This is a genomic window from Rhizobium sp. X9, from assembly GCF_018873185.1.
In the GTDB taxonomy this organism is placed as follows: domain Bacteria; phylum Pseudomonadota; class Alphaproteobacteria; order Rhizobiales; family Rhizobiaceae; genus Agrobacterium; species Agrobacterium oryzihabitans.
In genome coordinates, this window is sequence record NZ_CP071311.1 from 1,262,728 (window position 1) to 1,281,861 (window position 19,134).

Here is a 19,134-nt window from a genome sequence, read left to right on the forward strand (position 1 = left end):
AAGCATTAACAACCATTACATAAATGTAATTTTAAATTCAGTTTCCGTTCATTCGTTTATTCGTAAGTTCTCCTCATCGAAACACGAGAGGAAACATTCATGAAAAAGTTCGTAACCATTCTTCTGGCCGCCACTGTTCTTGCTGCTCCGATGGCCCAGGCCCAGAGCCGTCACGACGATCGCCATCGCGGCGTTACCGTCGAGCGTCAGGTCACCACCAAAAAGGTCATCGTCAAGAAGCACCGCTGGGATCGCGGCCAGCGCCTGTCTGTGGGCGAACGCCGCCACACGGTCGACCGCCGCGATTATCGTCGCTACCGTCTTGCCGAGCCGCGCCGCGACCAGCGCTGGGTGCGCGTCGACAACCAGTTCCTGCTCATCAACGCCGTCAGCGGCCTGATCGTTGGCCTCGCTGCCGCACGCTAATCCAGGCCTCGATGAAATGAAAAAGGCCCGCTTGCGCGGGCCTTTTGTCGTCTATCGTTTTAGCCGATCAGAAAATGTCGGCGCCGCTACCCCACGGGCCATGCGGCTTGTCGACGCCGTCGGTGCGTTCGAAACCATGTGCACCGAAGAAGTCGCGCTGCGCCTGGATGAGGTTGGCGCTGCCACGGGCGCGACGATAGGCGTCGAAATAGCCAAGAGCCGAAGCGAGAGCCGAAACAGGCAGACCCGAGAGAACCGCGTAGGAAACGACACGGCGCAGAGCAGCGTCGGTGTCCTTGACGATGCCGGAGAAGGCAGGCGTCACGATGAGGTTGGCCACATGCGGGTCCTTGGTGAAGGCCGAGGTGATCTCATCGAGGAATTCCGAGCGGATGATGCAGCCAGCGCGCCAGATGCGGGCAATCGTCGGCATCGGCAGGTTCCAGTTAAACTCCTTCGATGCGGCAGACATGATTGCGAAGCCCTGTGCATAGGCACCAACCTTGGCGGCCAGAAGCGCGCTTTCCAGATCGGCGATGAAGGCCTTTCTGTCAGCAGGCGTTGCTGCGACGGTCGGCAGGCCGAAGATCTTCTCGGCAGCTTCGCGCTCGTCCTTCTGCGAGGAGAGGATGCGGGCAGCCACGGCCGCCTCAATGGCGGTTGCGGCGACGCCCATATTCTGCGCTTCGATGACCGACCACTTGCCGGTGCCCTTCTGGCCGGCCTTGTCGAGGATCAGATCGACCATCGGCTTGCCGGTGATCGGATCGGCGGCGCGCAGAACCTTCTCGGTGATTTCGATCAGGTAGGAGTTGAGGCGGCCCTTGTTCCATTCAGCGAACACGTCGGCGATTTCGACTGCGCTCATCTTCAGGCCGTCACGCAGGATGCCGTAGATTTCGGCGATCATCTGCATATCGGCATATTCGATGCCGTTGTGGATGGTCTTGACGAAATGGCCGGCGCCGTCATTGCCGAGCCATGCCACGCACGGATCGTCATTATACTTGGCGGAAATGGAGGTCAGCACCTTCTCGACGCGCTTCCAGCTATCCTCGGTGCCGCCGACCATGATCGACGGCCCATGGCGCGCGCCTTCTTCACCGCCGGATACGCCCATGCCGATAAAGGTCAGGCCGCTGTCCTTGAGGTTATCAAAACGGCGGATCGTATCGCGGAAATTCGCATTGCCCGCGTCGATCATGATGTCGCCGTTCGAGAGGTGCGGCTTCAGGATTTCCATCTGCTGGTCAACCGGATCGCCGGCCTTGATCATGATGATGATCGGGCGAGGAGGACGAATGGCGGCGACGAATTCCTCGATGGTTTCGCATGGAATGATCTGGCCTTGCAGATCGCCAGCGTCAGCGTAGAATTTTCGTGTAACTTCCGGGGTTCGGTTGAATACGGCAATCTTGTTGCCCTTTTCCGCAATGTTCAACGCCAGGTTCGAGCCCATGACGCCGAGACCGATCAAACCGATTTCTGCCTGTTCCACGGATGTGCCTCCATCTTGCTTTTAGGTGGTCGTGTTGTGGCACTGTAATGAACAAACGGCAAGGCTAGGGGCGACTGAAACGATTAAATTTTGATGACGCAAATCAGCTTTGCATATTTGCGACAGGTCGGGGCAAGCTCAGAACACCGCTAGGAAGAACGCGGCCGGTCGTCTCCGTCATCGAGCGCCCGCCAGGCCGCCCCATCCATATCCTCATATTGCCCTGATCGCACCGACCAGAGAAAGGCAAAGAGCCCGAGCGCACCAAGAAACAGTGCGACGGGGATGAGATAGATCAGCATGTTCATGCCGCTTGCGCCCCCTCGCCCGTAAATTCCGTCATCACCGCCTCATTCCTCGAAACTGGCTCGGCCGTTCCTGCAAGACGCAGGGCATTGGCAACGACGATCAGCGACGATGTCGACATGGCGATGGCCGCGATCATCGGCGTTGCGTAACCGGCAATCGCAATCGGCACGGCGATGACATTATAACCAATGGCAAGAGTGAAATTCTGCCGGATGAGCCGTCCGGCCAGACGCGATGTCTCGATTGCGACGGGAACGGCACTGAGATCCTCATGCATGAAGACGAAGTCGGCGGCCTGCCGACCAATATCGGCGGCGGTGGCAGGCGCCATGGAAACGTGGGCAGCGGCAAGCGCAGGTGCATCATTGATGCCATCACCCACCATCAGTACCTTTCGACCCTCGCCTGCCAGCGCCGCACAACGCCCCGCCTTGTCTTTCGGCGACAGGTCCGCGTTCCATTTGGTTATCCCCAGACGATGCGCCATGGCTTTGACCGCGGCTGCCCGGTCGCCGGACACGATTTCCTGCACCAGTCCCCGCGCAGATAGGCCGCGCAATGCCTGCATTGCACCGGGTCGCGGATTGTCCTCGAAACCGAACGTCGCCAGATGCCGGCCGTCGAGCGAGAGCACCACTTCCGAGCGCGCATCGTCATTTTCCGGCTGTGTGTCTTGCGGGCAGGCAAACCGGTGATTGCCAAGCCGATAGGTTCCCGCCGCCGTCTTTGCCTCGACGCCGGAACCGGGAATTTCACGCACCGCATCGTAGACCGGTAAAGTTCCGGCATAGGCGGCATGCAGGGCTTTAGACAGCGGGTGGCGCGAATGGGCAGCGAGGCCGGCGGCAATCGCCATCGTTGCTGGCTTCACATCGCCGGTTTCCACCAGCTTCGGTTTTCCAACCGTCAGTGTGCCTGTCTTGTCGAACAGCACGGTGTCGATTTCGGCCAGCCGCTCCATCGCCGAGCCTTCCTTGACCATGATGCCATGCCGGAAGAGCCGCCCTGCCGCGACCACCTGCACCACCGGAACGGCGAGACCAAGCGCGCAGGGGCAGGTGATGATGAGGACCGCAATCGCAATCAGCATCGCCTGCTTCCAGTCGCCGCCGAAAATGCCCCATCCAAGAAAGGTCACGAGAGCAAGAAGATGCACAACGGGCGAATAATAGCTCGCGGCGCGGTCTGCGATGCGCCGGTAACGCGCCCGTCCGCCTTCCGCCGCCTCCATCAGCCCGATCACTTCGGAGAGAAACGAATCCTTTGCCGATGCGGTCACCAGCGCCGTCAGCGAACCGGTGAGATTGAGCGTACCGGCCTGAAGCAGATCGCCCGCCTCGACCCGGCGCGGCGCGCTTTCGCCGTTGACGATGGACATGTCGAGATCGCTGCTGCCGCTGATGACCATCGCATCCACGGCCACGCGGTCACCCGCGGCAATTGCAATCGCCATGCCGGGCAGCACATCGGCAAGCGGACGATATTCCCGCGTTCCGTCCTCACCGACCACGGTCACGCCGCGCGGCGAAAGCCGGGCCAGGCCGGCAATGGCCGAACGCGCCCTGTCGCGCATGATGTGATCCAGCGTGCGGCCGATCAGCAGGAAGAACAGCAGCGATACGGTTGCGTCGAACCATGCGTGTTCGCCATGATGAATGGTTTCCCAAAGCGACACGGCATAGGAAAGCGTGATGGCGAGCGCAATCGGCACATCCATATTGGTGCGGCCATGCTTCAGCGCATTCCACGCCGACTGATAAAAGAAACGCCCGCCATAGATCAGCGCCGGCGCGGCGATCATCGCCGATATCCAGTGGAACATATCGCGCGTCGCCGCATCGGCCCCGGACCAGACGGACACGGACAAAAGCATGATATTGGCCGAAGCAAAGCCACAGAGCGCCACCGCCCTGATCAGTTGCGAGCGCAATGCGTCGGAGGCATCCTGTCCACTCGCGAAAAGATGCGTGCGGTAACCCGTTTCAAGGATCGCACGGGCGAGATCGGCGGGGTCAGTCCTGATGCCGTCGATCTCCTCCTTCCAGACAATCGCCACCCGTTTGGACGACAGGTTCACACGCGCCTGTTCCACTTGCGGCAGACGGCGGAGCGCGGTCTCGACGGTGGTGATGCAGGCCCCGCAATAAACGCCCGGCACGCTGAGGTCGGTCTGGCGCAGCCCCTGCCCCAGATCGCGGCTTGCCAGCATCAGCTCCTCTGATGAGGGTGGGTTGACCGGCTCGCCAAGTTGTATCGCTCCTTCCGTTCCGGGTGCGCAGCAACTCATTTGCGCCCCCGGATGACGGCGATCCGCGTGCCCTCGTGCACGATGATCCTGCCGTCCTTGACGGCAGTGACTTCAACGATCCATTGGCCGGGCAGCATATCGTGTGCGCCGGTGAAGACACCGGTGGAAACCGGCGTCAGCTCCATGTCGAAATTCTGATGTTCGCCGACCGGACGGCGGAAATGCGCTGTCACCGTATCCGTATCGACACGGCCGGTATCGGGATGAAACACCTCGTAGCGCACGGTGTTTTCATCCACCACCAGCTTGCCCTTGATGCCGGTCGCAGCCCTTGCCTTGGCGGCTTCGGCCTTGGCGTTGAACTGCTGGCTGGCGACATAGGTATTGGGAACCACCAGCCCGCTCCAGCTGGTAACGGCATTCCACGCCATCACCATGTTGACGGTGATGATGGTGCCGAAGAACAGCACCATCACGCCGAGCATATGCCAACCGGTGAAAACGAAGCCGGATGCCTGGCTTTTATTGGTTGTCATTTCTTCACTCCCGGAGCGTTGAAGACGGCATCGTAACGGGCCGTCTCATGGCCGCCCGTATCGCTGACGATGAATTCGAAATTTTCCGCAGCCCGCGCCACATCGCCGCCCGGCAGGGTGACGAAGACCTTCAGCGTCGTCGCCTCGTCCGGCTCCACCATCACCTCGAAGCTGCGTGAGGCTGCATCCGGCACGCCGTTGATCTTCATCACCGCATTCGGAATGCCCTCGATGGTCAGGCTTATCGTGCGCGGTTGCGGCACCATGTTGAGGATGCGGACCGTGTAGCCGTTGCGGATGGAGCCGCTCGATTCCAGCACATATTGCGGATTGCGATCATGCAGGACATTGAGCGCCAGCCGCTCGCGCGTCACCAGCGCCACCAGCAGGCCGATGCCGACGGCAGCCCATATCGCCGTGTAAAGAAGCGTGCGCGGACGGAAGACGATGCGCCAGTCGAAATGGCGAATGCTGTTTTTGAAACTGCCGTCCTCATCGCGCACATTGGCGGGACGGATCGCGTGCCGGCCGTTGTCGGTCGCGAGCGCCATGTTGGACTGGTATTCGGACAGCGTCGCATAGGCGATCAGCCCGCGTGGCTTGCCGATCTTGTCCATCACCCCGTCGCAGGCATCGATGCAGAGCGCGCAGGTAATGCATTCCAGCTGCTGGCCGTCCCTGATGTCGATGCCCATGGGACAGACCGCCACGCAGGCGTTGCAATCGACGCAGTCGCCGATGCTCTCCCCTGCTGCGGCGGCCTTTTTTGCGTGTCTCGAGCGTGGCTCCCCGCGCCAGTCATTATAGGTCACGACCAGTGAATTCTCATCCAGCATCGCCGCCTGGATACGCGGCCAGGGACACATATAGGTGCAGACCTGCTCCCGCATCAGCCCGCCGAAAACGTAGGTCGTGGCGGTGAGGATGGCGACGGTCGAATAGGCGATCATCGGCGCCTGCCCGGTCATGAACTCCATCGCCAGCGTCGGCGCGTCGGCAAAATAAAAGATCCAGGCGCCGCCGGTCAGAACGCCGATCACCAGCCAGGTCGCATGTTTCAGGACGCGTTTGCGCAGCTTTTCGAATGTGAAGGGCGCGGCATCCAGCTTCATGCGGGCGTTCCTGTCACCCTCGATCGCCCGCTCCACGACCAGAAACAGGTCCACCCAGACGGTCTGCGGACAGGTATACCCACACCATGCGCGACCCACCGCGGAGGTGACGAGAAACAGCCCCAGCCCCGCCATCACCAGCAATCCGGCAACGAAAAAGAACTCCTGCGGCCATATCTCGATGAAGAAGAAATAAAAGCGCCTGTTGGCGATATCGATCAGCACCGCCTGATCGGGCGCGTAAGGTCCCCTGTCCCAGCGCAAAAACGGCGTCAGGTAATAGATGCCGAGGGTAACGAGCATCACCAGCCATTTGAACCGGCGAAACCGGCCCTCGGCCCGCTTGGGAAAAATCTTCTTGCGCGCTTCATAGAGGGGTTTGCGCGTCTTTGCCGAATTGACGGCTTCCGCCTCCAGCCTTTCAACGGGCTGTTGCGGGCGATCTTGTCCGGCGCGATAGATGTTCATGTCAGGAGTCCATTTTTATCTCCTTGCTTTCTCCCATCTCACCGGCAAAACATCCTTGACTTACATCAAGCGACGACAAAGTGGCGCAGTGAGAGGACTGCACCGCAAAGGAGGATGCGATGCCTGTCATGCAGTCGAGAATCGTTCATCTGTCGATCGAAAAACCGTGGAGCCATGTCTATGATTTCACGTCCGATCCGCAGACCATGCCGCGTTGGGCCGCCGGTCTTGCAGGCGGCCTCAGACCGCAAGGCGAAGACTGGATAGCCGATGGCGGGCCGCTCGGTGAAGTGCGCGTCAATTTCGCGCCGACAAACGAATTCGGCGTGGTAGACCATGTCGTCACATTGCCCGATGGCCTGAAGGTCTATAACGCGCTGCGGGTGACGCCGAATGGCAGCGGCGCTGAAGTCAGCTTCACGCTGCTTCGCCTTCCGGGCATGACGGACGAAGATTTCGAACGGGATGCGCAGATGGTCCGGGCAGACCTCGAAACATTAAAGTCGCTGCTCGAAACGGAATGATGGAGAAAATGATGACCACGAATACGAACGACCGGCGGATCGATTACGTCGAATTCAATGTGACCGATATCGAGCGTAGTAAGGAATTTTACGGCGGCGCTTTCGGCTGGTCCTTCAAGGATTACGGCCCACAATATTGCGAATTTTCCGACGGCCGGCTGACCGGCGGTTTCACCACCACAGCACCGGTCTCCGCCAGGGGCGGGCCGCTTGTCATTCTCTACGCCGCCGATATCGAGGATATGCAACGGCGCGTCGAGGCAGCCGGTGGACAGATCAGCGTCGCGATCTTCGCCTTTCCCGGCGGACGCCGCTTTCACTTCACCGATCCTGATGGATACGAGCTGGCCGTCTGGTCGGATCGATAAGAAAAGGGCCGCATCGCGGCCCGTCTATCGAAACCTCTCTTCCGTCAATCCTCGGGTCAAGCCCGAGGATGACGTAGAGTATGTGGGAAGGTTAGTTATTCGTCTTGGGCCGGGGCCGCATCACGCGGCCCTTTCCTTTTCCTGTTTAGCAATCACTCACCACCGCCCAGCGAATGCACGAAGATCGCAAGCTGCTTGACGGTGGTATCGCCGAGACGCGCACCCCAGGCGGGCATGACGCCGTGCTTCGGCGAACGTATCTGCGAGACAATGCCCTCTTCGCCATGGGACTTCAGCCAGATGGCGTCGGCAAGGTTGGGTGCGCCGAATTCCCGATTACCCCTGGCATCCTCACCGTGGCACGAGGCGCAATTATCAGCGAAAAGCTGCTTGCCCGGTTCCACCAGCGCCGGATTGGAGGGGGTACCGGTGAGGCTGACGACATAGGCGGCGACTTCGCGGATTTCGTCCGACTTGAGGATGTCGCCGAAGGCCGGCATTTCCGAAGCGCGTGTATCCGCATCGTCGGCAAAACGAATGCCGTGCTTCACCGTCGTATAGATATCCTCGACGCTCCCACCCCACATCCAGTCGTCATCGTTGAGGTTGGGATAACCCTGCCCGCCCTCGGCACCGGAACCGTGACACTGGATACAATTGACCTTGAAAGCGGCGGCACCGCCGGAAAGGGCAAATTGTCTCAGGGTCGGATCGGCCTGTATTTCGGCGAGTGAGGAGCTGGCGATCCTGTCGACGTAAACGCTCTGCGTCTGCTTCGCGTCAGCCATATCGGCGGCAATCTCGCCGCGGCTGCTCCAGCCGAGCAAGCCTTGTGTCGCGCCGTTGATCAGCGGCCATGCCGGAAAGGCGATGGTATAGCCGATTGCCCAGATGATGGTGGCGTAGAAGGTCCAGACCCACCAGCGTGGCATGGGGTTGTTCAACTCGCGGATACCGTCCCATTCGTGGCCGGTGGTTTCGACGCCGCTAATGTCATCAATGTGTTTCTCGGACATATCCTAGTCCTCCCTGAGCGGAATGCTGGCGGCATCATCCGCGGCTTTTTTCGATCCGGGACGAAGGGTAAAAATGACGACGCCGGCGAAGAACATGGTCATGGCAAGCAGACCCCAGCTATCGGCAAAGTGGCGCATGGCCGTATAGGTTTCCATCGTTTCGCCTCCTCACCGATATCCGGCGGCATCGTCATAGGTCGAGAAATCGACCAGTGTGCCGAGCATCTGCAGATAGGCAACCAGCGCATCCATTTCGGTAAGCTTTGTCGGATCGCCGTCGAAATCGCCCACCTTCGCCTTCGGATAACGCGCCAGGAGTTCCGACGAATCCGCATTCGGGTCAGCCTGGGCGGCAAGATCGGTGGCGGATTTCTCGATCATCTCGTCGCTATAGGGCACACCGACGGCGCGGTTAGCCTTCAGCTCCATCGAGATATCGGTGATCTTCAGCGGCGTGGTCTTGAGGAACGCATAGGAGGGCATGATCGATTCCGGCACCACCGAGCGCGGATCGGCCAGATGCTGCACATGCCATTCGTTCGAATAACGATCGCCGACACGCGCGAGGTCCGGGCCCGTGCGCTTGGAGCCCCACTGGAACGGATGGTCGTACATGGATTCCGCCGCCAGGCTATAATGTCCGTAACGCTCCACCTCGTCGCGGAACGGCCGGATCATCTGGCTGTGGCAGACGTAACATCCCTCGCGGATGTAGATGTTGCGCCCGGCGAGCTCCAGCGGCGTATAGGGTCGCATGCCCTCCACCTTCTCGATGGTGTTTTCGAGATAGAAGAGCGGGGCGATTTCCACGATGCCGCCGATGGAGACGACCAGCAGGGAGCCGACCAAGAGGAGTGTAGCGTTGCGTTCGATGACGCCGTGTTTGTCGAGTATGGACATCGGCCCCTCCTTATTCAGCGGGCTGTAGCGAACGGGTTTCGGCGGGCTGCGCCGAAGCCTCGGCATCCGTGTGGATACCTTCGTCGCGTTGATGACCGAGAATGGTCATCGTGACGTTGTAGGCCATGATGAGCGCGCCGCTGAGGAACATCAGACCGCCCAATGCGCGCATCACGTAATAGGGGAACAGCGCCGCGACCGATTCCGCGAAGGAATAAACGAGGAAGCCCTGGCTATCATATTCGCGCCACATCAGCGCCTGCTGGATGCCGGCCACCCACATGACGGCGGCGTAAATGACGATGCCGAGCGTGGCGAGCCAGAAGTGCCAGTTGACGAGTTGCAGACTGTAAAGACGCTCCCTGCCCCAGAGTTTCGGCGTCAGGTAATAGATCGCGCCGAAGGTGATCATGCCGTTCCAGCCGAGAGCGCCCGAATGCACATGGCCGATGGTCCAGTCGGTATAGTGGCTGAGCGAGTTGACGGCCTTGATCGACATCATCGGCCCCTCGAAGGTCGCCATGCCGTAAAAGGCAACCGCCATCACCATCATGCGCACGATGGGATCGGTGCGGATCTTGTCCCAGGCGCCAGAAAGCGTCATCAGGCCGTTGATCATCCCGCCCCAGGACGGCATCCACAGCATGATCGAAAACACCATGCCGAGCGTCTGCGCCCAGTCCGGCAGCGCCGTATAGTGCAGGTGGTGCGGACCGGCCCAGATATACATGAAGATCAGCGCCCAGAAGTGGATGATCGACAGACGGTAGGAATAGACCGGACGGTTCACCTGCTTCGGGATGAAATAATACATCATGCCGAGGAAGCCAGCGGTGAGGAAGAAACCGACGGCGTTATGGCCATACCACCATTGCGTCAGCGCATCCTGCACGCCCGAGAAGGCCGAGTAGCTCTTGACGCCGAGGAAGGAAACCGGAATCGCCAGATTGTTGACGATGTGCAGCATGGCGATGGTGACGATGAAGCTCAGATAGAACCAGTTCGCCACATAGATATGCGGCTCCTTGCGCGTCAGGATCGTGCCGAGGAAGGTGACGAGATAGGCGACCCAGACGATGGTCAACCAGATATCCACATACCATTCCGGCTCGGCATATTCACGGCCCTGCGTAATGCCCAGGAGATAGCCGGTGGCGGCCATGATGATGAAAAGATTGTAGCCCCAGAACACGAACCAGCCGAGATTGCCGCCGAACAGGCGGGCGCGACAGGTTCTCTGCACCACATAGAAGGATGTGGCGATCAGCGCATTTCCCCCGAAAGCGAAGATCACCGCAGAGGTGTGCAGCGGCCTTACGCGGCCGAAATTGAAATAGGGTGCGATGTTGAGATCGGGAAAGGCGAGCTGAAGCGCCACGACGACACCAACCAGAAAACCGACGACACCCCAGAACACGGTGGCGATGACGCCGTATTTCACCACCTCGTCGAAATATTGCGATTTGAGGCGCGCGCGCGCAGCCTGATCGACAGGCGCGAAGGACACGCGGCGCAGCAGAAGCACCGTGCTGACCAGAAGCGTAAAGAACAGCACCCACATATGGGCGGCGAAAAGACTGTCATGGGCAAAGGCTGCCCCGAGCAACGCGAGAAAGGCGCCGAGCGCCACGATCGCGGTTTCTAACGTGTAATTCATTGTTGGTTTCCCCCAACGTGCAAGCGACCGACGAAAGGCACGGCGCGCGCTTGACTAAGCGGAAACGGGCCTTTGCGTCGGTTGGAGCATTGCCACCGGCGTGGGGAAGCCACCTTGATTCAGATCAAGAAAGCAAAGCTGTCGCAGCGGAGAAAAACGCTGCGTTCATGCACAAACGATGTCAGAACAAAATGGCCGGGTTTCGAAACGGTTCCGGCTTAAGAGGCGGGCGGCATCAGCCCTTCATTTTCAATGGCAGACCCGCAGCGACGAAATAGACCTCGCCGGCAATGGCGGCGACGCGCTGGTGCAGCCGCCCCGCATGATCGCGAAATTCCCGCGCCATGCGGTTCTCCGGCACGATGCCGAGACCGACCTCGTTGGAGACGAGAATGAGTTTCGCCCTGGTGGATGTGATCGCCGCCTCAAGCGCGGCAAAACCGACCTCAATATCGGCATTTTCCATCATCAGATTGGTGAGCCACAATGTCAGGCAGTCGATGAGGATGACATTGTCCGGCCCGTCAAGTCGGGCAAGCACGGCGGCGATATCCACGGGCGCCTCATGGGTTGTCCATTCCCCGCCGCGCCGCGCCTGATGGTGATCGATGCGATCGCGCATTTCATCGTCCCATGCCCGGCCGGTGGCCAGATAATGCAGATGGCCGCCGGCATTCCCCGCAAGCTCTTCGGCGAAACGGGACTTGCCCGAGCGCGCACCGCCAAGAATGAAAACGGAGCAGTTTTTATCTGTCATGGGAAACCTGAAAGAGAGAATGGAGCGGACCGGTATCTTTGCGATGTCGCAAGCCAGGGACAGGCGGACATGAAGGGAACGATTCGTAGAAAAAGGCGTCCCCCGGTTGCTCATGCCGGACTGCCGCTGATACCGGGCCGGAGAGATCAAAACCTGTCCGCAGGATGCGGATCATATCAAAGTCCTGGCAACTCCGGGCGCCGGAAACACCGGTCCTGATAAAAGGCTAGGTGCGAAAGGCGGCCCTGTCAATCGGCACGCGATATGGCCGGAAAATCAAAGCGGAACCGGTACGCAAAACCTTACCCGGAACCGGCAGACCTGCTGTCCGCGAGAGGATTGATAAAGCCACTTGGTTACCGGAACGTTAGCAGAAAATAAAATGATCAGGCTGCAACGCCGCGGCAGAATATCGGCTGACGGAGGCCGCTGCCATTGCCTTGGCATGGCCTTCAAATCAATATGCTTTCGAAGATTCGCAAACAGCAAGGTGGCCTGCCCGTGATGACCATCATGGACTATATATCGATCGTCGTTTTCATCGTGTTATGGGCTGCCTACACGCATGTCACGACAGGCAGGACGCTGTTTTCGCGAACCAGCCTCAATCAGGCCATGGCCGAGCGCCGGCGCGAGTGGATCATGAATTCGCTCAAGCGCGACCTGAAGATGATCGACACGCAGATCATGGCCGGCCTTCAGAACGGCACCGCCTTTTTCGCCTCCACCTCCATCTTCGCCATCGGCGGCTGTTTTGCGCTTCTGGGCGCGACCGAGCAGGTCGAATCGGTGTTTCGCGACATGCCTTTCGTACACTATGCCGGACGCACGGCCTTCGAGCTGAAGGTCATCGGGCTCACCTGCCTTTTCGGTTATTCCTTCTTCAAATTCGGCTGGTCCTACCGCCTGTTCAACTATTGCACGATCCTGTTCGGCGCCATTCCCATGGTCCACGACGTTAACTCGGACCGCGAGGCGGCGGAGAGAGCGGCCGAAAACGTCATAAAGATGAACATCATCGCTGCTAAGAATTTCAATGACGGCCTGCGCACCATCTTTCTGTCCATCGGTTATCTCGGCTGGTTCATCAGCCCCTATGTCTTCATCGCCAGCACCGTCACCATCATCGTGGCGCTGTTGCGCCGCCAGTTCTTTTCCGAGGCGCGGCGCGCCATCATGGAAGAGAACAGGCCTTGAAATAGCCGCACTTCAAGGGCCAAGCCCGAGTGAATATTGGCCCTCCTAAAAGCTGAAAAAGCGGAAACCATGGACACAGACACAGCCGCAAACGAAAACCGCCGCAAAGGCCGCATCGGCGGTCTCGATACATTGCGCGGGTTGGCGCTCATCGCCATGGCATCCTACCACTTCACGTGGAACCTTGAATATTTCCGCTATCTCGAACCCGGCACGGCAACCACGGGCCTCTGGAAGCTCTATGCGCGCGGCATTGCAAGCTCGTTCCTGTTTCTGGCCGGTTTCAGCCTGTTTCTCGCCCATGGCAAAGGCTTGAACTGGCCGTCCTTCGGCAAGCGTTTTGCGATGGTGGCCGGCTCGGCGCTGCTCATCACCATAGCCACGTATTTCGCCTTTCCGGACAGCTTCATCTTTTTCGGCATCCTGCACAATATCGCCACCGCAAGCCTCGTGGGCCTGCTGTTCCTGCGCGCGCCCGCGCCCGTAACGCTGCTTTTCGCAGTGATTGCCTTTGCGCTGCCGCACTATGTTCAATCCGACCTGTTCAATAGCAAGTGGCTGGCCTGGATCGGCTTTTCCACCATGCCGCCGCGTTCGAACGACTATGTGCCGCTCCTGCCGTGGCTTGCACCCTTTCTTGCCGGGCTCGCGGTTTCGCAATTCGTCACACCACGCGACTGGCTGGACCGTTTTCGCAGTCCGAGCTCGCCGCGCAACCTGATAGCGAGCGCCGGCCGTCACAGCCTCGCCTTCTACCTCATTCATCAGCCGGTGCTGATCGGCCTTGTCTACGTCCTGTCGCAGGTGGCCCCGCCCCCACCGGTCGATCAGGTCGAGCTTTACAAATCGAGCTGCGAAAAAAGCTGCGTCGAACAGCCGAACGGGCTGGAATTGTGCCAGCGTTTCTGCGGCTGCACGCTGGAAAAGCTGCAGGCGGAAAATCTGTTCGATACGATGATGGAAGGCAAGCTCAGCGCCGATCAGCAGACCAAAGTTGGCGAAGTGGCGCAGCAGTGCACGGTTGAGGCGCAGTAGGGAAAAGTTGCCGGTTCATAGAGGAACAGCGTGTTGTCCTACACTCGACGTCATCCTCGGGCCTGACCCGAGGATCTATCGACGTCGCTGTGCACCCTCGGGTCAAGCCCGAGGGTGACGAAGGAGAGGTATCGACCTCTAAAAGCGCGCCTTAAGCGCGACAGCCAAGGCCCTCGTTCAAGTCCCGACGCCGATTTCGGCAAGCCGGGTCAGACAGGCCTCCTCGACATTGTCGAGTTCGGCCAGCGTCTCCTCGATATCCTTGCGTTTCTGCCGGAGATCGGCACGCTTTTCATCGACCTTCTTCATCAGAAGCACCAGCTGGCCCGATTCGCCTGGGGGTTCCTTGTAAACGTGAATAATCTCGCGGATTTCAGAAATCGTGAAACCGATACGGCGACCGCGCAGGATTTCCTGAATGAGACGCCGGTCCGCGGCCCTGAAAAGCCTCGTGCGCCCGCGACGCTCAGGGTGAATCAGCCCCTCGTCCTCGTAAAATCGCAAGGTGCGAGTGGAAACACCGAATTCGCGTGTCAGTTCGGTTATGCTATAATACTTGTCCAAGGGCCTATCCGATTCATAACCGGATAATATTATTTGACCTTCACGTAAAAGTCAATTTTTCCCGCCGCGCCTAACCGGAAATACCATACCACCAGGTCGCAATACCCAGAAAAGCGAAAAAGCCGACAATATCCGTTACGGCCGTGACGAAGACCGCCGAAGAAACGGCCGGGTCCGCCCCGAACTTGTCGAGAACGAGCGGGATGAGAATGCCTGCCAGCGCCGCCGCCAGCATGTTGAGACACATGGCGGTGGCGATAATGCCGCCGATGTGGACATCCTGAAACCAGATGCCGGCAACAACGCCGATGGCGCAGCCGAACAGCATGCCATTCAGGATGCCGACACCCGCCTCACGCCGGATGATACGGGCTGCGTTGTGGATATCGAGGCTCTTGGTCGCCAGTGCCCGCACGGATACGGTCATGGTCTGCGATCCGGCATTGCCACCCATGCCCGCGACCGCCGGCATCAAAATCGCCAGCGCGACAATCTGCTGGATGGTCGCATCAAACAGGCTGATGACCGAGGCGGACAGAAATGCGGTGATGAGGTTGACGGCAAGCCATGGCACGCGCGAGCGCGACGTGCTGGCGATACTGTCCGACAGTTCTTCGTCCCCCACACCCCCAAGGCGAAGCAAGTCCTCCTCGGCCTCTTCCTGGATAACGTCGACCACGTCATCGATGGTGAGCACACCGACCAGCCGGCCGTTATTGTCAACCACGGCTGCGGAAAGAAGGTCGTATTGCTCGAAAAGCTGCGCCGCCTCTTCCTGGTCCATTTCGGCAGGAATGGAGTGGTTCGTCTCATGCATGATCGTTTCGATCTTCACCTGACGCTTGGCGCGCAGCACCTTGTCGAGATCGAGTGCGCCCACCAGCTTGAAGGTGGGGTCGATGACGAATATTTGCGTGAAGGAGTCGGGCAGTTCCTCCTCTTCGCGCAGATAGTCGATGGTCTGCCCCACGGTCCAGAACGGCGGAACGGCGACGAATTCCGTCTGCATGCGGCGTCCGGCCGAGCTTTCCGGATAATCCAGCGCCCGCATCAACCGCACCCGTTCGGTGAACGGTAGCTGCGAGAGAATGTCTTCGCGGTCCTCGTCGTCTAGGTCTTCGAGAATATAGACCGCGTCGTCCGAATCCAGCTCGCCGATACCGGCGGCGATCTGCTCATTCGACATCTGGTCGACGATATCGAGACGGATACCCTCATCCACCTCGGTCAGCGCCGTCATGTCGAAATCGGAGCCAAGCAGCCGCACCAGCGCATGGCGTTGTTCCGGCAGGATGGATTCGAGCACGTCGCCAAGTTCCGACTCGTGCAGCCGCGCCACATTCTTGCGCAGGAACAGCAGGTCACGGTCGGCAATTGCCGCCCCTACCATCGCCAGAAAATCCGAACGGACAGACCCGTCTTCGGCGTAGATATCGGAAAGTGCCTCTGCCGGCCTCAACTCTTCGGGCGCGACAAGATCGTCGTCACGGTCTGTCATCTGGCGTCCTCTTGTATTCAAATGCCGCAGTGCACGAATGCGCAGGCAGAATGGCGTTAAAAAGTATATTGTCAACAACCGGATAGGCGGAAAACAACAAGCCTCCCGACTGCGACGCAAATGTCATGAACCGCCGCTTTGCAAGACCGCGATTTAAGGACGCAACACTACTCGATGGCGCGCCAGACGTGCATGACGCCGCAATTCTCTCAACGCGCTGCACACCCCTGCCGTTCCACGGAGATAGCCGGAAGAGACCTCTTACCGTTCCCGGCAGCAGCAAGATAGAGATTGACATATGTCGTCCATAGGCGATTCTGAAACAGCTTTTTTACATAGGATCGGCCGCAGCGACCACGCGGCCGCGAACGCGATTTCGGGAAAGCCAAAGCAATGAGCAAGACGGATTTCATCGGCAAGGCATCGTCTGCCGCAGGTGGCTGGGGTGCGCTTAAAAGCGTCGGCAAACGGCTTCTGGAAACAGGCGCGCCGATTTCCGGCGCACGCACGCTGCTGAAGACGAACCAGCCGGATGGTTTCGACTGTCCCGGCTGCGCCTGGGGCGATCCCGAACACGGCTCCTCCTTCGAATTCTGCGAAAATGGCGTCAAGGCAGTCGCGTGGGAGGCGACGGAGGCCCGCGTGCCGCCGGATTTCTTTGCCGCCCATAGCCTATCCGAACTGCGCGGCTGGTCCGACTACGATCTGGAAAAACAGGGCCGTCTCACCCACCCCATGCGCTACGACCGGGCGACCGACAAATATCTTCCCGTATCCTGGGACGATGCCTTTGCCGAAATCGGCAGGATCCTGAACAGCCTCGACAGCCCGGACCGGGCGGAATTCTACACCTCCGGCCGCGCCTCCAACGAGGCAGCGTTCATCTATCAGTTGATGGTACGGCTCTACGGCACCAATAATTTCCCCGACTGTTCCAACATGTGCCACGAGGCAAGCGGCGTCGGCCTGAAAGCGTCGATCGGCGTCGGCAAGGGCACGGTTCTGCTGGAGGATTTCGAACAGGCGGATGCGATTTTCGTGATCGGCCAGAACCCCGGCACCAACCATCCCCGCATGCTGGGCGACCTGCGCCGCGCCGCCCTTCGCGGCGCCAAGATCGCCGTCCTTAATCCTATCCGTGAAAAGGGTCTGGAGCGCTTTGCCGATCCGCAGGACAAGATCGAGATGATCACCGGCGGCAATACGAAGATCGCCACCAATTATTACCAGCCCCGGCAGGGCGGAGATATGGCCGCCGTGCGCGGCATGAGCAAGGCGGTCTTCGCCGCCGATGATGCCGCAAGGGCGGCGGGAGAACCCGCCATCATCGATTACGATTTCCTCGCCGAACACGCGGTGGAATTCGAGGCCTATCGCGCCGCCGTCGAGGCAACCGACTGGGAAACCATTCTCGACCAGTCCGGCCTGACGCGCGCCCAGATCGAAGAAGCCGCCGGCATCTACATGAACGCCGGTTCGGTCATCGCCACATGGGCCATGGGTGTCACACAGCATCGGCACTCCGTCATCATCGTTCGCGAAATCACCAATTTCATGCTGTTACGCGGCAATATCGGCCGGCCGGGGGCCGGCCTTTGCCCCGTTCGCGGCCATTCAAACGTGCAGGGCGACCGCACCGTTGGCATCGACGAGAAAGCGCCGCCGGCCCTTCTCGACGCGCTGGAGAAGGAACTCGGCGTTTCCATGCCGCGCAACCCCGGCCACAACACCGTGGAGGCTGTCGCTGCCATGCTCGATGGCAAGGCTCAGACCTTCATCGCGCTCGGTGGCAACTTCCTGCGGGCGACGCCCGACAGCCCGCTGATCATCAAGGCTTTCGAAAAGCAGAAACTCACGGTCAATATCGCCACCAAGCTCAACCATTCGCATCTGGTGCCGGGCGAAACCTCGTTCGTGCTGCCCTGCCTCGGGCGAACGGAAATCGATCGCAATTCAGCAGGCCGGTCGCAGATCGTTACGGTCGAGGATTCCATGAGCATGGTGCATGGTTCCGGCGGCATCAACCCGCCGGCCTCGGACGAACTGCGCTCGGAAGTCGCCATCGTTGCCGGTATAGCGGAAGCCACCCTTGGCAATGCCCATGTCGACTGGAAAGCGCTCGCCGATGATTACGATCTCATTCGCGACATGATCGAGCGGGTCATTCCCGGCTTCGACAATTTCAACGAGCGCGTCCGCGTGCCGCGCGGTTTTCATCTGCGCAACACGGCGGCCGAACGGCAGTGGAACACGCCGGCGAAAAAGGCGACCTTCTACACAGGCCCGCTTCCCGAACAGACAGAGCACCAGCAGGCGCTCAGCCGCGACAATCTTTTCGTGCTGCAGACCTTCCGCAGCCACGATCAGTACAACACCACGATTTACGGCATGGACGACCGGTATCGCGGCGTCTATGGCGAGCGCCACGTCATCTTCATGAACCCAGCGGATATGGAGGCGCTCGGCGCCCATTCCCGCCAGCGTGTCGATGTCATCGGCGAATATGGTGATGGCGTGGAACGCGTCGCGGAAAACTTCCGGCTCGTGCCGTACAATATCCCACGTGGCAGCGTCGGCGGCTATTATCCGGAACTGAACGTGCTGGTGCCGCTGTCGAGCTATGGTGATGGCAGCTTCACGCCGACATCGAAATCCGTGCTCGTCTCCGTCCGCCTGCTTGCCGATGCCCCCGTGAAGGCGAACGCCTCTTGATGGAAGAAGAGCAATCCGCAACCGCTTTCATGGCGGCTGTGGAACAGATCCAGCAAGAAGCCTCCTCGGCAATTACCGCAACGGGTGCGGCGGTCCTTCTGGCTATCCATCAAGACATAGCCACCGACAGCCGCAGCATCGCGAACCGGCTTGGGCTTGCGCACGCTCTCGTTCTGCGCGAAATCGCAGCGCTCACGCCCCGCTTCGTGCGGGTGACGAAACGAGACGCCCGCACCCAGCGCAGCTTTCTGGAGGCGACGGCGGAAGGACAGGCGCTTGCCGCGTCTCCCTCCCGAAACTGAAACGAAC

At 59.8% G+C, this 19,134-nt stretch carries 19 protein-coding genes; 7 read left to right on the forward strand and 12 right to left on the reverse strand.

Features of this window, described 5'->3' with window-relative positions; all coding sequences use genetic code 11:
• The first annotated feature begins 99 nt into the window (after nucleotides 1-99).
• The gene (locus JZY08_RS06155) at nucleotides 100-426 is read left to right on the forward strand and encodes an RcnB family protein (protein ID WP_216331339.1); all 327 of its coding nucleotides are present in this window, start codon (nucleotides 100-102) and stop codon (nucleotides 424-426) included.
• 67 nt (nucleotides 427-493) lie between these two features.
• On the opposite strand, the gene gndA is transcribed toward JZY08_RS06155, so the two are convergent.
• The 5 genes from gndA to ccoG all read right to left on the reverse strand — a co-directional run bounded on the left by gndA (nucleotide 494) and on the right by ccoG (nucleotide 6,597).
• Complete coding sequence (gene gndA, locus JZY08_RS06160) at nucleotides 494-1,924, reverse strand: NADP-dependent phosphogluconate dehydrogenase (RefSeq protein WP_003495972.1); 1,431 nt, start codon at nucleotides 1,922-1,924, stop codon at nucleotides 494-496.
• A gap of 149 nt (nucleotides 1,925-2,073) precedes the next feature.
• Nucleotides 2,074-2,232, reverse strand: a complete 159-nt coding sequence (ccoS, locus tag JZY08_RS06165; RefSeq protein WP_003495970.1) for a cbb3-type cytochrome oxidase assembly protein CcoS — start codon at nucleotides 2,230-2,232, stop codon at nucleotides 2,074-2,076.
• Nucleotides 2,229-4,520, reverse strand: coding sequence for a cation-translocating P-type ATPase (locus tag JZY08_RS06170; protein ID WP_216331341.1), 2,292 nt, complete (start codon nucleotides 4,518-4,520; stop codon nucleotides 2,229-2,231). Before JZY08_RS06170 ends, ccoS begins: the two co-directional genes overlap by 4 nt.
• Nucleotides 4,517-5,017: a FixH family protein gene (locus tag JZY08_RS06175; protein ID WP_137037577.1), complete on the reverse strand. Its 501-nt coding sequence runs from the start codon at nucleotides 5,015-5,017 to the stop codon at nucleotides 4,517-4,519. The genes JZY08_RS06170 and JZY08_RS06175 overlap by 4 nt, the downstream gene beginning before the upstream one ends.
• Nucleotides 5,014-6,597 carry a cytochrome c oxidase accessory protein CcoG gene (ccoG, locus tag JZY08_RS06180; protein WP_216331343.1) on the reverse strand — a complete coding sequence of 528 codons (1,584 nt, stop codon included), beginning with the start codon at nucleotides 6,595-6,597 and terminating at the stop codon, nucleotides 5,014-5,016. The genes JZY08_RS06175 and ccoG overlap by 4 nt, the downstream gene beginning before the upstream one ends.
• A 119-nt stretch (nucleotides 6,598-6,716) precedes the next feature.
• Between ccoG and JZY08_RS06185 the strand changes: the two genes are divergently transcribed.
• Nucleotides 6,717-7,121, forward strand: a complete 405-nt coding sequence (locus JZY08_RS06185; RefSeq protein ID WP_216331345.1) for an SRPBCC family protein — start codon at nucleotides 6,717-6,719, stop codon at nucleotides 7,119-7,121.
• An 11-nt stretch (nucleotides 7,122-7,132) separates the two neighbouring features.
• Nucleotides 7,133-7,489 (forward strand): VOC family protein, encoded by a 357-nt coding sequence (locus JZY08_RS06190; RefSeq protein WP_216331346.1) that lies wholly within the window; start codon nucleotides 7,133-7,135, stop codon nucleotides 7,487-7,489.
• 152 nt (nucleotides 7,490-7,641) lie between these two features.
• Here JZY08_RS06190 and ccoP read toward each other — a convergent pair whose 3' ends face one another.
• From ccoP to cobU, 5 genes are all read right to left on the reverse strand, one after another.
• The gene (gene ccoP / locus JZY08_RS06195; RefSeq protein WP_216331348.1) at nucleotides 7,642-8,505 is read right to left on the reverse strand and encodes a cytochrome-c oxidase, cbb3-type subunit III; all 864 of its coding nucleotides are present in this window, start codon (nucleotides 8,503-8,505) and stop codon (nucleotides 7,642-7,644) included.
• A 3-nt stretch (nucleotides 8,506-8,508) separates the two neighbouring features.
• Nucleotides 8,509-8,661 (reverse strand): cbb3-type cytochrome c oxidase subunit 3, encoded by a 153-nt coding sequence (locus tag JZY08_RS06200; protein WP_216331350.1) that lies wholly within the window; start codon nucleotides 8,659-8,661, stop codon nucleotides 8,509-8,511.
• A gap of 12 nt (nucleotides 8,662-8,673) precedes the next feature.
• Nucleotides 8,674-9,405 (reverse strand): cytochrome-c oxidase, cbb3-type subunit II, encoded by a 732-nt coding sequence (ccoO, locus tag JZY08_RS06205; RefSeq protein WP_216331351.1) that lies wholly within the window; start codon nucleotides 9,403-9,405, stop codon nucleotides 8,674-8,676.
• Nucleotides 9,406-9,415: 10 nt separating this feature from the next.
• Nucleotides 9,416-11,062: a cytochrome-c oxidase, cbb3-type subunit I gene (ccoN, locus tag JZY08_RS06210; protein WP_216331353.1), complete on the reverse strand. Its 1,647-nt coding sequence runs from the start codon at nucleotides 11,060-11,062 to the stop codon at nucleotides 9,416-9,418.
• A 235-nt stretch (nucleotides 11,063-11,297) separates the two neighbouring features.
• Nucleotides 11,298-11,819 (reverse strand): bifunctional adenosylcobinamide kinase/adenosylcobinamide-phosphate guanylyltransferase, encoded by a 522-nt coding sequence (cobU, locus tag JZY08_RS06215; RefSeq protein WP_216331354.1) that lies wholly within the window; start codon nucleotides 11,817-11,819, stop codon nucleotides 11,298-11,300.
• 504 nt (nucleotides 11,820-12,323) lie between these two features.
• Here cobU and JZY08_RS06220 point away from each other — a divergent pair.
• Nucleotides 12,324-13,016: a DUF599 domain-containing protein gene (locus tag JZY08_RS06220; protein WP_080836649.1), complete on the forward strand. Its 693-nt coding sequence runs from the start codon at nucleotides 12,324-12,326 to the stop codon at nucleotides 13,014-13,016.
• A 69-nt stretch (nucleotides 13,017-13,085) separates the two neighbouring features.
• Nucleotides 13,086-14,051, forward strand: coding sequence for a heparan-alpha-glucosaminide N-acetyltransferase (locus JZY08_RS06225; RefSeq protein ID WP_216331355.1), 966 nt, complete (start codon nucleotides 13,086-13,088; stop codon nucleotides 14,049-14,051).
• Nucleotides 14,052-14,228: 177 nt separating this feature from the next.
• On the opposite strand, the gene JZY08_RS06230 is transcribed toward JZY08_RS06225, so the two are convergent.
• Nucleotides 14,229-14,615, reverse strand: a complete 387-nt coding sequence (locus JZY08_RS06230; RefSeq protein ID WP_003495942.1) for a MerR family DNA-binding transcriptional regulator — start codon at nucleotides 14,613-14,615, stop codon at nucleotides 14,229-14,231.
• A 70-nt stretch (nucleotides 14,616-14,685) separates the two neighbouring features.
• Nucleotides 14,686-16,113: a magnesium transporter gene (mgtE, locus tag JZY08_RS06235; protein ID WP_035223361.1), complete on the reverse strand. Its 1,428-nt coding sequence runs from the start codon at nucleotides 16,111-16,113 to the stop codon at nucleotides 14,686-14,688.
• 393 nt (nucleotides 16,114-16,506) lie between these two features.
• Between mgtE and JZY08_RS06240 the strand changes: the two genes are divergently transcribed.
• Nucleotides 16,507-18,825, forward strand: coding sequence for an FdhF/YdeP family oxidoreductase (locus JZY08_RS06240; protein ID WP_216331356.1), 2,319 nt, complete (start codon nucleotides 16,507-16,509; stop codon nucleotides 18,823-18,825).
• Nucleotides 18,825-19,127, forward strand: a complete 303-nt coding sequence (locus JZY08_RS06245; protein ID WP_216331519.1) for a hypothetical protein — start codon at nucleotides 18,825-18,827, stop codon at nucleotides 19,125-19,127. The genes JZY08_RS06240 and JZY08_RS06245 overlap by 1 nt, the downstream gene beginning before the upstream one ends.
• Nucleotides 19,128-19,134: the final 7 nt, after the last annotated feature.